Consider the following 11683-nt stretch of genomic DNA (forward strand, 5'->3'; position numbering starts at 1 on the left):
TAGAAAATGCTCAGGCTGCAGAGAACCGCTTATCCAGATACTCAATGATCACCTTGGAGTCATACATCCAGGTGCTCTCGCCATTTTCTTCAATACGCAGGCACGGCACTTTGATCTTGCCGCCTTGTTCCAGCAGTGCCTGGCGATCCTGCGCGTTGTTTTTCGCATCGCGCAGGGCCACCGGCACATTGAGGCGGCGCAAGGTGCGGCGGGTCTTCACGCAGAACGGGCAGGCGTGGAATTGATACAGCGTCAGGCTGCGGGCGGCCTGGTCGACCTGCGCCTGGGCCTCGGCCGGGCGTTGTTTCTTGCCGGGGCGGGTGATGAAGTCGATGAGGATGATGAGCTGGCCCAGGCCAACTCGAAGCGCTTTGACGATCACGGTATTCAGCCTCGCGGCGGGGAAGAAGAGGGCGCGCAGCTTACCTGATTTTTCACCGGCGAAAAAAAACCGGCGATCAATGCCGGTTTTCTTCTTGCGACGGGTTACTTGATGAGGCTGAGGAATTCGCTGCGAGTGGCGGCGTTTTCCCGGAACTCGCCGAGCATCACCGAAGTGATCATCGAAGAGTTCTGCTTTTCCACACCGCGCATCATCATGCACATGTGCTTGGCCTCGATCACCACCGCCACACCCAGGGCACCGGTCACTTGCTGGACCGCGTCGGCGATCTGGCGGCTGAGGTTTTCCTGGATCTGCAGGCGCCGCGCATACATGTCGACGATGCGCGCGACTTTCGACAACCCCAGCACCTTGCCGCTCGGGATGTAGGCCACGTGGGCCTTGCCGATGAAAGGCAGCAGGTGGTGTTCGCACAACGAGTACAACTCGATGTCCTTGACCAGCACCATCTCGCTGTTATCGGAGCTGAACAAGGCACCGTTGGTGACTTCTTCCAGCGTTTGTTCATAACCGCGGCAGAGGTACTGCATGGCCTTGGCAGCGCGCTTGGGCGTATCGAGCAGGCCCTCGCGGGAAACGTCCTCGCCCAGTTGGCCGAGAATCGCGGTGTAATTCTGTTCCAGAGACATGAAGCTACCTGTGGGATTTTTCGCAAAGGGCAAGGGTACGGTGGCGGACACGGCGCTGCAAGCTCGGCAAGCGAAGGCTATTCGTCGCGGCCTTCCATCATGGTGCGCTTGAGCATCACGTAGACCGCCCCGGCGCCACCGTGTTTCGCCTGGCAGGAGGTGAAGCCCAGCACTTGCGGGTGCTGGCGCAACCAGGTGTTGACGTGGCTCTTGATCATCGGTCGCTTGCCATCCAGGCGTACGGCTTTGCCATGGGTGACGCGCACGCAGCGGATTTCGAATTTAGTGGCTTCGGCCAGGAACGCCCAAAGGGTTTCCCGGGCCTTTTCGACGCTCATGCCGTGCAGGTCGAGGCTGCCTTCGAAGGGGATCTGGCCGACCTTCAGCTTGCGCATCTGGCTTTCCTGGACACCGTCGCGCGCCCACATCAACTCGTCTTCCGGCCCGACGTCGATCACGAACTGATCGGACAGTCCGTCCACAGTCGTGGCGTCGGTGCGCACGGTGGCGGCCTGGCGCAGCTTGGCGATTTGCGCGCGATCGGCCTTGGGCTTGCCGGTCTCGGCACGGTCGTGCTTGATCGGTTTTACGCCCTGGATCGCACTTTTGAACAGGGAAAAGTCGTCGTCTTGCATGTCAGCCTCCGCGAAGCCGACCAGTTTACCCAACTCTGGCGGGATCAGGCGCGACAAAACGTCGGGTGGCGGATCAGTCGTGCTTTTTCATCAGGTGTGGAGCCATGGCCAGCTCCAGGGATTGGCGGGCGCGACGGCGGCAGCGGCGCCAGAGCCAGACGCCCAATAGCAGTACGACAAGACCGGCTGCCAGGATGATCGCCGAACCCAGCGGGGTGGCATTCAACTCGCCCAGTGCGGGTGGACGGCCCAGCAGGCTGGCCGCACCGGCCATGGCCAGCAGGACACCGAGTGTTGCCAGGAGCGCAGCGATCGCCGCGCCAAAACGAAAACGCCAGTTGCTCGGGCCCTTGGGCCGCAAGCGACGTGCGTCAAAACCATCGGATAACTTCATTCCGACCTTCCTCAATGGGTATCGGCCCTTCGACCGGAAGATATTCGGGTTGTTCCTGAAGGTAGGGCAATTGCGGCAAATGAGAGGCTTTTGCGGATGAGCGGCAGGACGGGCCGCTCATCGAGGCGCATCAGGTGAAGTCGCGGGTCAAGGCCAGGGTGGCGAAGTTGTCGGCCATGATCGCCATTTCGGTCTGCTGCACGTGTTCGGCGCTGAGGACGCCGCCCTTGTAAGGCAGGTCGCGGGTGGCGCAGGCGTCTTCCACCAGGGTGCAGCGAAAGCCCAGGTTCTTGGCAGCGCGCACGGTGGTGCTGACACTGGAGTGGCTCATGAACCCACACACGATCAGGTCCAGGGGGCCGAAATCTTCCAGGCGCTTTTTCAGTTCGGTGCCGTGGAAGGCGCTGGGTAGCAACTTTTCGACCACGGTTTCGTCGCCCTGGGGTTCGAGGCCGGAAATGAATTCCCCGCGTTCGCCTTGTGGATCGAACAGCCCGCCATGGGTGCCCAGGTGGCGCACATGCACGATCGGGCGACCGGCTGCACGGGCCGCGCCGAGCAGTTGCTTGATGTTCGCGACGGCTGCATCCATGCCGCTCAGGGCCAGGGGCCCTGCGAGGTATTCCTTCTGGGCATCGATGATGATCAAGGTCGCTTGACTCAGATTGGCCGCTGCATAACCACGGCCGCTGAGTTGAAACATCGTTTTTGGAACGGACATTCTGGGGCTCCTTCGAGTGGGGCTTTTGCGACATTCTCCTCTGGCTGAGCGGTTCTGTGAATCGCTTCCATCGCAAGGGCCGCCGTTGCTGGCCTACAGCCTTGTCAAGATGCTCGTCCTGTTCAATAGATGGTGCAAAAAACGGATAAATCCTACGATTGGTCCGGCGCTTTTCGTTCGTCAACAAGGCGCGTTTGGGTGGGGCCGCGTTTGGCTGGTAGACTCGCCCGTCGATTTTTCTGGAGTTTGCCGCCGTGATCACTTCCCGTCTCCGTACCCTGCGCGACCATATCCGTTGGGCCGTCAGCCGTTTCCATGGGGAGGATCTGTTTTTCGGCCATGGCACCGACAATGCGTGGGACGAAGCCCGGCAACTGGTGTTGGGCGCGTTGCACCTGCCGTGGGAAATTGCCGATAGCTACCTGGACTGCCGTCTTGAAGACGAAGAGTTGGTCCATGTGCAACGTCTGCTGCGTCGGCGTATTGCCGAGCGCATCCCGGCGGCTTACCTGTTGGGTGAGGCCTGGTTCTGCGGAATGTCGTTCATCGTCGATGAACGTGTGCTCATTCCACGCTCGCCCATCGGTGAGCTGATCGAAAAGCGTTTTGAGCCTTGGCTGGGCCAGGCGCCGGCACGGATTCTCGACCTGTGCACCGGTTCCGGCTGTATCGGCATTGCCTGCGCCTATGAATTCCCGGAGGCCGAGGTGGTGCTGGCCGACCTGTCGTTCGAAGCACTGGAAGTGGCCAACCAGAACATCGAGCGCCATGGCGTCGATGAGCGCGTGTTCACCGTCCAGGGCGATGGTTTCGACGGTTTGCCGGGGCAGCGTTTCGACCTGATCGTGTCGAACCCGCCCTACGTCGATGCAGAAGACTTCGCTGACATGCCGCAGGAATACCAGCACGAACCAGAGCTGGGCCTGGCCTGTGGCGATGATGGCTTGAACCTGGTTCGCCGGATGCTGGCCGAGGCGGCCGATCATCTGACCGAGAAGGGATTGTTGATTGTCGAGGTCGGCAACAGCCAGGTGCACGTCGAGGCGCTGTACCCGGAAGTCGATTTCGCCTGGCTCGACTTCGAGCGCGGCGGCCATGGCGTGTTCATGCTCAGCGCCGAGCAGTGCCGCCAGCACCAGGGGTTGTTCGCTTCGCGGGTTTGATCCCTCTTATCCATCCGGATACACCCCTGTGGGAGCGAGCTTGCTCGCGATGGTGTCGGATCAGCCACATTGCAGTTGACTGATCCATCGCTATCGCGAGCGAGCTCGCTCCCACAGGGTTACTCATGCGCTATTGAGTTCAATGGCGCGTCGCAATCCAGATCAGCAACCCCGCCTGGAACATGGCAAAGGCCACCAGGCAGGTGATGGTGAAGCGCAGGCCGGCGTCTTCGCGCTTGAACTTGGTGACCTTTTCTTCCTGCTGCTTGAGTTTGACTTCCTGTTCCGCCAGGTTCTGCTCGGCTTGTTGCAGCATTTGCGCGGCTTCGAGGATGGTCACGAACTGCAGCTTCTCGGTGTTCCAGTCCCCGACCAAATCGCCAACCTGGGCCGGCTTGATGCTGCCCTTGAGGTGCTGGGCGTCGGCGTAGGCCACCTCGAAACCCTGGGCCTTGAGAAAGCGGTCGCGGCGCAGGCGAGTGTCTTCGTTCAGGGCGTCCTTGTTATCCAGGTCGGAGCCCTCGACCCGGTAGGCCGACCAGCGTTTCTTGGCCCAGGTAATCCCTTGGGCCGCGAGGAAACGGCCGATGCCACGATTCAACGGCTCGATCTGCAGGTTTTCCGGCGAAAAGAACAGGCGTTTTTCGACGTGGTCGGCCCAGACATCCAGGTGATTCTGTTCCTTGCGCACCCGCTGGTTCGGCAGCTGGATGCTCATGCGCAGCAGGCTGCGTTCCTTGCTGTGGCGCTCGACATAGCTGAACTCGACAAACCGCAGCGGCCGCACACCGGTGGCGCGGTCGGTCTTGAGCGGCGCCAGGCGGAGCATTTTGTGATGCTCGGTATGCACGTCGGCCCACGGCAGCTCCACCGCAGACGAGGCGGGGGCTTCGGCAGCGGTGTCGGGGGAAGCTTGAGTTTCAGTCATAACGGCAAAATCCTGTCCAGGCCGGCGGGTCGGTAGCCATTGCGCTATCCGACACCGGGTTATCGGCTGTTTTTGCCAGTACTGAAGCTAAATCGACTAAAACCGCCTAACGCGCGGCTAACGAGTCAATAAAACGCAAAATCCGCGTACCCAGTTCGGCCGCCAAGGGCAGGTTGGGGTCCTTGTAGGAGGCCAGTTGCCGTTTCACGTCGTTGGGCACGATGCGCATCACGTGGTTCATGCCCTCGATCAGCGCCAGTTCAGCGTCGGGCTTGGCGGCTTTCAACTGCCGGGCATCATCGGCACCGACCTGGATATCGTTGCTGCCCTGAATGATCAAGGCTGGCATCTGCAACGCGGCGAAGGCCCGGGCCGGGTCCTGGCGGAACAGCGAGATCAGGTAGGGTTGTACGCTGGGGCGGAAAATGACCTGCAGTTGCGCCGGCACGTTGCTGTCGAGCCGACCGGCCTTGAGGCTGTCGAGCAGCTCATTGCTGCGCAGCATCAACGGCGGCGGCAGGCGGTTGCTCAGTTGTTGGCGCAATACCTGGTCGATCGGCCGGGCACTGCCGGACAGCGAAATCACCGCTGCCGCGTTGGCCTGGGGCGCGGCGAGGCTGGCGATCAACGCGCCTTCACTGTGGCCCAGCAAAATCAACGGGCCCAGGCGTGGATCGGCGGCGAGCTTGTGGCTCCAGGCCACGGCATCGGCCACATAGGCCTCGACGCTCAGGTTGCGCTCGTCCGGGGTCGCCGCGAGGCTGGCGGCCACACCACGTTTGTCATAGCGCACGCTGGCGATGTTGTGCCTGGCCAGCACCCAGGCCAGGCGCTTGAGGCTGTCGTTGCGCCCGCCCTCGGGGTTGTTGCCGTCGCGATCCGTAGGACCGGACCCGGAAATGATCAGGACAACCGGCACCGGCGTGTCGGACTTGGGCAGCAACAACGAGCCGAAAAGCTCACCGCTGCCGGTGTCGAGGCTGATGGGGCGTTGTAGCACCGTGGCCTGGGCCAGGCAGGAAAACAGGCCGGTAAACAAGGTAAGGCTTAGGGCAAGCAGCTTTAACATCATCACGCCATTAGTTGCGAAGGTGCCGGTTGGACTGGTGGCCGCCGATAAGGTTCGAGGATGAACTACGCGGGGAGCCTGCGTATACTGGCGCCCACTACGAATCCAAGGTTGAGTCTCTCAGCGTTTTTCACGGAGCACCCTGCATGTCCGGCAATACCTACGGCAAGCTGTTCACTGTCACCACCGCGGGCGAAAGCCATGGCCCGGCGTTGGTCGCCATTGTCGACGGCTGCCCGCCGGGGCTGGAGATTTCCCTGGACGACCTGCAGCGTGACCTGGACCGCCGCAAACCCGGTACCAGCCGCCATACCACCCAGCGCCAGGAAGCCGATGAAGTCGAAATCCTCTCCGGGGTGTTCGAAGGGCGCACCACCGGCTGCGCCATCGGCCTGCTGATCCGCAACACCGACCAGAAGTCCAAGGACTACTCGGCCATCAAGGACCTGTTCCGCCCAGCCCACGCCGACTACACCTACCACCACAAATACGGCGAGCGCGACTACCGCGGCGGCGGCCGCAGCTCGGCCCGGGAAACCGCCATGCGCGTGGCGGCCGGGGCGATCGCCAAGAAGTACCTGGCCAGCCAGGGCATCGTCATCCGTGGCTACATGAGCCAGTTGGGCCCCATCGAAATCCCGTTCAAGACCTGGGATTCGGTAGAGCAGAACGCTTTCTTCTGCCCCGACCCGGACAAGGTGCCGGAGCTCGAGGCCTACATGGACCAACTGCGCCGGGATCAGGATTCGGTCGGCGCGAAGATCACCGTTGTGGCCGAAGGGGTGATGCCGGGCCTGGGCGAGCCGATCTTCGACCGCCTCGACGCCGAGCTGGCCCACGCGCTGATGAGCATCAACGCGGTGAAAGGCGTGGAGATCGGCGCCGGTTTCGCCTGTGTCGCCCAGCGGGGCACCGAGCACCGTGACGAACTGACCCCGGATGGTTTCCTCAGCAACAATGCCGGCGGTATCCTCGGCGGCATTTCCTCGGGTCAGCCGATCGTGGCGCACCTGGCCTTGAAACCGACGTCCAGCATCACCACGCCGGGCCGCTCGATCGACATCCATGGCAACCCTGTCGATGTGATCACCAAGGGCCGTCATGACCCGTGCGTCGGCATCCGGGCCACGCCCATCGCCGAGGCGATGATGGCCATCGTGCTGATGGATCACTTGCTGCGTCATCGCGGCCAGAACGCCGACGTCCGCGTCAGCACCCCGGTGCTGGGGCAACTTTGATGGCCGGCCTGCCAGCCGCCGTGGCCTGACGACCATGGCGGCACTGCCGTACTGGCGGCTCTCCAGCTTCTATCTGTTCTATTTCGCCCTGCTCGGTTCGACGGCGCCGTTCCTGGCACTGTATTTCGATCACTTGGGCTTCAACGCGGCGCGCATCGGTGAGCTGGTGGCGATCCCGATGTTGATGCGCTGCGTGGCGCCGAACATCTGGGGCTGGCTGGGGGATTACACCGGCCGACGCCTGGCGATCGTGCGGTTCGGCGCGATCTGCACGCTGCTGACCTTCTCGCTGATCTTCATCGATAAAAGCTATGCCTGGCTGGCGATGGTCATGGCGCTGCATGCGTTCTTCTGGCATGCGGTGTTGCCGCAGTTCGAAGTCATCACCCTGGCCCACTTGAGCGGGCAGGCCTCGCGCTACAGCCAGATCCGCTTGTGGGGCTCCATCGGTTTCATCATCACCGTGGTCGTGCTCGGCCGCTTGTTCGAATGGCTGAGCCTGGACATCTACCCGGTGGCGCTGGTGTTGATCATGGCCGGCATCGTCCTTGCCAGCTTCTGGGTGCCCAACGCCCAGCCCTTGCAGGGGGCGCGAGTCGCGGGGGAGGGCTTCCTGCGGCAACTGCGCAACCCTGGCGTGCTGGCGTTCTACACCTGCGTGGGCTTGATGCAGGTGAGCCACGGGCCGTATTACACCTTCCTGACGCTGCACCTCGAACGCCTGGGCTACAGTCGTGGCTTGATCGGGCTGCTCTGGGCGGTCGGTGTGGTGGCGGAAGTGTTGGTCTTCCTGCTGATGAGCCGGATCCTGGCGCGGTTTTCCGTGCGCCGGGTACTGCTGGCGAGTTTCCTGCTGGCGGCGTTGCGCTGGCTGTTGCTGGGCTCGCTGGCCGAGTTCCTCTGGGTGTTGTTGTTCGCCCAGGTGCTGCATGCGGCGACCTTCGGCAGCTTTCACGCCGCGGCTATCCATTTCGTGCAACGCAGCTTCGGTCCTCGCCAGCAAGGCCAGGGGCAGGCGCTGTATGCCGCGCTGGCCGGTACGGGCGGGGCCTTGGGCGCGTTGTACTCCGGCTACAGTTGGAACGCCCTGGGCGCCAGTTGGACGTTCAGCCTCGCCAGCCTCGCCGCCTTCGCGGCAGCCGTTATCATTGCGACACGCATGCAAGAGGACCGGCCATGAGCCTTCGAACCATTAATTTGCTGGAGCCATTGTCATGAGCAGCCTGTCCGTTTATCACGTCTCGAGCCCTGACATTCCGAACAAGGTGTTGACCCATTTCGAGGACATTGCCGCGACCCTGGCGGAACAAGGTGTTCGCTTCGATCGCTGGGAAGCGGCGGCGAAAATTCAGCCGGGGGCCAGTGAGGAGGACATCATCGCGGCTTACCAGGGTCAGATCGATGCGTTGATGACTGAGCGCGGTTACGTTGCGGTCGATGTGGTCAGTGTTAGCAGCGATCACACGGAACAGGTCGAGCCGCAGGCCGAGTGGCTTGATGAATATCGCCATGGCCAGGACGAGGTACAGTTTTTTGTCAGTGGTCGAGGGTTGTTTAACCTGCACCTTGGCGATTACGTCTATGCGGTGCTGTGTGAAAGGAACGATTTGATAACGGTGCCTGCCGGTACGCCGCATTGGTTTGACAAGGGGGAACGGCCGCATTTTGTTTCGATCCGTTTGTCTGGTGATTCCCGGGGGGTGGCTGCTGAGTTCACCGGCGATGATATCGCTCGCCGGTTTCCTCGCCTGGAAGACTGACCTGCGTTCAAAAGTGAGCGGCCGTTACCGTCGAACGGAGATGCCAGCCCATCGCCCGGAACACGGCGGGCTTTTTCAAGACGCAAAAAAACGGCGCTTCCCATTTCTGAAAGAAGCGCCGTTTTCCCAGTCAACAGCGACGCGAGTTTCCGGCAGACTCAAGCGCTATGGTAAGTCGGCAGCGCAAACCGATGCTGACTCTGCAGCAGCGTGATCTGGGGCAACTCGCTGGCTTGTTCGGCCAAGTCGCGACGGATCGCGCTGATCGCCCAGGACAACTGATCCCCCGCGTGCAATTGAGCGTAGGAAATCGTGCGTTTGAACAGCTTGCCGTCGCTATTGCGCAAGGTCAGCAGAATGCCGCCATCCGGGCGGGGCTGGGTGGTCACTTCGTAGTTGGAAAACAGGGATGCAAACTTTTCTTGAATCATGTTCATAGTTGACTGCTCCATGGTGTGGCAAACCGTGGAGGGGTGGTTGCACTGTCTGTGCCAGCATTTAGCATTTAAAAAAGTACTTTAAAAACAACGTGTTATGTTTTTGCTCTATTTTCGCTTTCGTGCATCTTGCATGAACGGCCATCGTGCATCCTGCATTTTGCGTGGTCGGGCAACGATATTTGGAACCAAATCGTTTTCCGGCGCTCACGCTTCGCCTGCCTCGGGCAGCAGATACAAAACATTGCAAAAACCGCATGTACAGCGCCGCGACCGCCAGCGTACTTTCGAGCCAAAATCACCGCCAGCCCGATAACAAGAACCGAGACCCACGAGGTCGAACGGGGAAGATCACCATGAGTCGTACACCCAGCGACGCCATTACCTGGGGCATGATGCTGCGCAAGCTGCCAGCCATCGCCAGAGCCGTTCCCCGGATCGTCAAGGGCAGGAAGCTGGCCAATGTCCTGGACCCGACCCAACCTTGTGGCCTGGGCTGGTGTTTCGAACAGGCCACCCGACGCAATCCCCAGGGCCCGGCGCTGCTGTGTGGCGATACGGTGTTGAGTTATGCACAGGTCAACGGGCAGGCCAATCGCATCGCCCATTACCTGTTGGCCCAAGGCATCGGCAAGGGCGACTGTGTGGCGATATTCGTCGAGAACCGGCCGCAGTTGCTGATCAGCGTGCTGGCGATGGCCAAGGTCGGCGCGGTCAGTGCCATGCTCAACACCTCGCAAACCGGCGATGCGCTGGTGCACAGCCTGGCCCTGGTCAACCCGATCGCGGTGCTGGTCGGGGATGAGCGGGTCGCGGCGTTCAACGATGTGCGAGCGCGCACCGCACTGCCGAGCGACAGGACCTGGTGGCTGGCGGATCAGGATGGCGTCGATGTGCCGTCTGGTTTCGTCGACCTGATGGCCGGTTGCGAGGCTTACCCGGACGATAACCCGGCGTGCAGCCGGGAGGTTTTCTGCAACGATCCGTGTTTTTACCTCTACACCTCGGGCACCACCGGGCTGCCCAAGGCCGGGGTGTTTCGCCATGGTCGCTGGATGCGCACCTCCACCAGCTTCGGCCTGATCGCCCTGGACATGCAGCCAGACGATGTCGTCTATTGCACCTTGCCGCTGTACCACGCCACCGGCCTGTGCGTGTGTTGGGGGGCGGCGATTTGTGGCGCGTCAGGGTTTGCGATTCGACGCAAGTTCAGCGCCAGCCAGTTCTGGAGCGACGTACGCCGTTACCGGGCGACCACACTGGGGTATGTCGGTGAGTTGTGCCGCTACCTGGTCGACCAACCCGTCGTTGCCGATGACCGCCACCACGGTGCGAAGAAAATGATCGGCAACGGCCTGCGGCCCGGGGCCTGGTCGGCCTTCAAGACGCGTTTCGGCATCGATCACATCTGCGAGCTGTATGCGGCCAGCGATGGCAATATCGGTTTCACCAACATCCTGAATTTCGACAACACCGTCGGGTTCTCCCTGATGGGCTGGGAATTGGTGCAGTACGACCATGCCAGCGGCCTGCCGTTGCGCAACCTGCAAGGCCGCATGCAAAAAGTGCCCAAGGGCCAACCGGGCCTGCTGTTGGCGCGGATCGACGAGAAGGCGCCACTGGACGGCTACACCGAGCAAGCCTTGACCGAAAAAACCATCTGCCGGGATGTCTTCGTGCCCGGCGACCGCTATTTCAACACCGGAGACCTGCTGCGCAACATCGGCTTCGGGCATGGGCAGTTCGTCGATCGCCTCGGCGACACCTATCGCTGGAAAGGCGAAAACGTCTCCACCACGGAAGTCGAAAACGTCTTGCTGCAACACCCGCAGGTGGCTGAGGCGGTGGCTTATGGCGTGGAGATCAATGGCACCAATGGCCGTGCCGGCATGGCGGCGATCACCCCGGCCGAATCCCTGGCGACCCTGGACTTCAGCGAGCTGCTGCAATTCTTGCAATGCAAGTTGCCCGCCTATGCCGTGCCGCTGTTCCTGCGCATCAAGGTGAAGATGGACACCACCGGCACCTTCAAGTACCAGAAGACGCGCCTCAAGGCTGAAGGGTTCGACCCGTGCGTCGCAGGGGATGAGCCGGTCTATGCCTGGTTGCCGGGTACCGATACGTACGTGCGGGTGGACCGGCAACTCGCGGTGCGGATCCAGGGCGGACAATTGCGTTATTGATTCTGGCTATGGCGGGCACAGTGAAAAAAGGGATGACAGCGCCCGGGTCCCTCGGGAAACTAGCCGCTTTGCGAAGACCCGAGTGGAGTTTCCCATGTCCGATACAAGCCGCCAGATGACCCC

General features: G+C 61.7%; 13 protein-coding genes. 5 read left to right on the forward strand and 8 right to left on the reverse strand.

From position 1 onward, the window contains the following. Positions 1 to 10: 10 nt before the first annotated feature. From J4E53_RS27480 to J4E53_RS27500, 5 genes are all read right to left on the reverse strand, one after another. Entirely contained in the window at positions 11 to 382 is a 372-nt protein-coding gene (locus J4E53_RS27480) for a glutathione S-transferase N-terminal domain-containing protein (RefSeq protein WP_060743151.1), read from the reverse strand. Positions 383 to 486: 104 nt separating this feature from the next. Continuing rightward, positions 487 to 1032: a GTP cyclohydrolase I FolE gene (folE, locus tag J4E53_RS27485; protein WP_003204506.1), complete on the reverse strand. Its 546-nt coding sequence runs from the start codon at positions 1030 to 1032 to the stop codon at positions 487 to 489. Between the two features lie 77 nt (positions 1033 to 1109). Beyond that, positions 1110 to 1667 carry a Smr/MutS family protein gene (locus J4E53_RS27490; protein WP_003204497.1) on the reverse strand — a complete coding sequence of 186 codons (558 nt, stop codon included), beginning with the start codon at positions 1665 to 1667 and terminating at the stop codon, positions 1110 to 1112. 73 nt (positions 1668 to 1740) lie between these two features. Continuing rightward, positions 1741 to 2061, reverse strand: coding sequence for a hypothetical protein (locus J4E53_RS27495; RefSeq protein WP_060741130.1), 321 nt, complete (start codon positions 2059 to 2061; stop codon positions 1741 to 1743). A 130-nt stretch (positions 2062 to 2191) separates the two neighbouring features. Next, a complete protein-coding gene (locus tag J4E53_RS27500; RefSeq protein ID WP_060741131.1) occupies positions 2192 to 2782 on the reverse strand; it encodes a cysteine hydrolase family protein in 591 nt (196 codons plus the stop codon). Positions 2783 to 3036: 254 nt separating this feature from the next. On the opposite strand from J4E53_RS27500, the gene prmB reads away from it, so the two are divergent. Next, positions 3037 to 3945: a 50S ribosomal protein L3 N(5)-glutamine methyltransferase gene (prmB, locus tag J4E53_RS27505; RefSeq protein ID WP_060741132.1), complete on the forward strand. Its 909-nt coding sequence runs from the start codon at positions 3037 to 3039 to the stop codon at positions 3943 to 3945. Between the two features lie 139 nt (positions 3946 to 4084). Here the strand turns inward: prmB and J4E53_RS27510 are convergent, their stop codons facing one another. Together J4E53_RS27510 and J4E53_RS27515 are read right to left on the reverse strand one after the other, a co-directional pair. After that, a complete protein-coding gene (locus J4E53_RS27510) occupies positions 4085 to 4873 on the reverse strand; it encodes a hypothetical protein (protein ID WP_060741133.1) in 789 nt (262 codons plus the stop codon). Between the two features lie 106 nt (positions 4874 to 4979). Further along, entirely contained in the window at positions 4980 to 5945 is a 966-nt protein-coding gene (locus J4E53_RS27515; RefSeq protein WP_060741134.1) for an alpha/beta hydrolase, read from the reverse strand. Between the two features lie 143 nt (positions 5946 to 6088). Between J4E53_RS27515 and aroC the strand changes: the two genes are divergently transcribed. The 3 genes from aroC to J4E53_RS27530 are packed head-to-tail and all read left to right on the forward strand — an operon-like array spanning position 6089 to position 8940. Beyond that, positions 6089 to 7180 (forward strand): chorismate synthase, encoded by a 1092-nt coding sequence (aroC, locus tag J4E53_RS27520; RefSeq protein WP_060741135.1) that lies wholly within the window; start codon positions 6089 to 6091, stop codon positions 7178 to 7180. Between the two features lie 34 nt (positions 7181 to 7214). Beyond that, positions 7215 to 8360, forward strand: a complete 1146-nt coding sequence (locus J4E53_RS27525) for an MFS transporter (RefSeq protein WP_103310660.1) — start codon at positions 7215 to 7217, stop codon at positions 8358 to 8360. A gap of 34 nt (positions 8361 to 8394) precedes the next feature. Then, positions 8395 to 8940: an acireductone dioxygenase gene (locus J4E53_RS27530; RefSeq protein WP_103310662.1), complete on the forward strand. Its 546-nt coding sequence runs from the start codon at positions 8395 to 8397 to the stop codon at positions 8938 to 8940. A 158-nt stretch (positions 8941 to 9098) separates the two neighbouring features. Here the strand turns inward: J4E53_RS27530 and J4E53_RS27535 are convergent, their stop codons facing one another. Beyond that, positions 9099 to 9377 carry a DUF3509 domain-containing protein gene (locus J4E53_RS27535; protein ID WP_003204481.1) on the reverse strand — a complete coding sequence of 93 codons (279 nt, stop codon included), beginning with the start codon at positions 9375 to 9377 and terminating at the stop codon, positions 9099 to 9101. Positions 9378 to 9733: 356 nt separating this feature from the next. Here J4E53_RS27535 and J4E53_RS27540 point away from each other — a divergent pair, with 356 nt between their 5' ends. Then, positions 9734 to 11560, forward strand: coding sequence for a long-chain-acyl-CoA synthetase (locus J4E53_RS27540; protein ID WP_103310664.1), 1827 nt, complete (start codon positions 9734 to 9736; stop codon positions 11558 to 11560). Positions 11561 to 11683: the final 123 nt, after the last annotated feature.

The sequence above is a fragment of the Pseudomonas sp. FW305-28 genome (genome assembly GCF_017351395.1).
GTDB classification, from domain to species: domain Bacteria; phylum Pseudomonadota; class Gammaproteobacteria; order Pseudomonadales; family Pseudomonadaceae; genus Aquipseudomonas; species Aquipseudomonas fluorescens_AA.

Excerpts from the sequence above, each read along its gene's own strand:
- J4E53_RS27510 (WP_060741133.1), bottom strand. The coding sequence starts at position 4,873 with ATGACTGAAACTCAAGCTTCCCCCGACACCGCTGCCGAAGCCCCCGCC.
- J4E53_RS27535 (WP_003204481.1), bottom strand. The coding sequence starts at position 9,377 with ATGAACATGATTCAAGAAAAGTTTGCATCCCTGTTTTCCAACTACGAA.
- aroC (WP_060741135.1), top strand. The coding sequence starts at position 6,089 with ATGTCCGGCAATACCTACGGCAAGCTGTTCACTGTCACCACCGCGGGC.
- J4E53_RS27495 (WP_060741130.1), bottom strand. The coding sequence starts at position 2,061 with ATGAAGTTATCCGATGGTTTTGACGCACGTCGCTTGCGGCCCAAGGGC.
- folE (WP_003204506.1), bottom strand. The coding sequence starts at position 1,032 with ATGTCTCTGGAACAGAATTACACCGCGATTCTCGGCCAACTGGGCGAG.
- J4E53_RS27525 (WP_103310660.1), top strand. The coding sequence starts at position 7,215 with ATGGCGGCACTGCCGTACTGGCGGCTCTCCAGCTTCTATCTGTTCTAT.
- J4E53_RS27530 (WP_103310662.1), top strand. The coding sequence starts at position 8,395 with ATGAGCAGCCTGTCCGTTTATCACGTCTCGAGCCCTGACATTCCGAAC.
- J4E53_RS27540 (WP_103310664.1), top strand. The coding sequence starts at position 9,734 with ATGAGTCGTACACCCAGCGACGCCATTACCTGGGGCATGATGCTGCGC.
- J4E53_RS27490 (WP_003204497.1), bottom strand. The coding sequence starts at position 1,667 with ATGCAAGACGACGACTTTTCCCTGTTCAAAAGTGCGATCCAGGGCGTA.
- J4E53_RS27515 (WP_060741134.1), bottom strand. The coding sequence starts at position 5,945 with ATGATGTTAAAGCTGCTTGCCCTAAGCCTTACCTTGTTTACCGGCCTG.
- J4E53_RS27500 (WP_060741131.1), bottom strand. The coding sequence starts at position 2,782 with ATGTCCGTTCCAAAAACGATGTTTCAACTCAGCGGCCGTGGTTATGCA.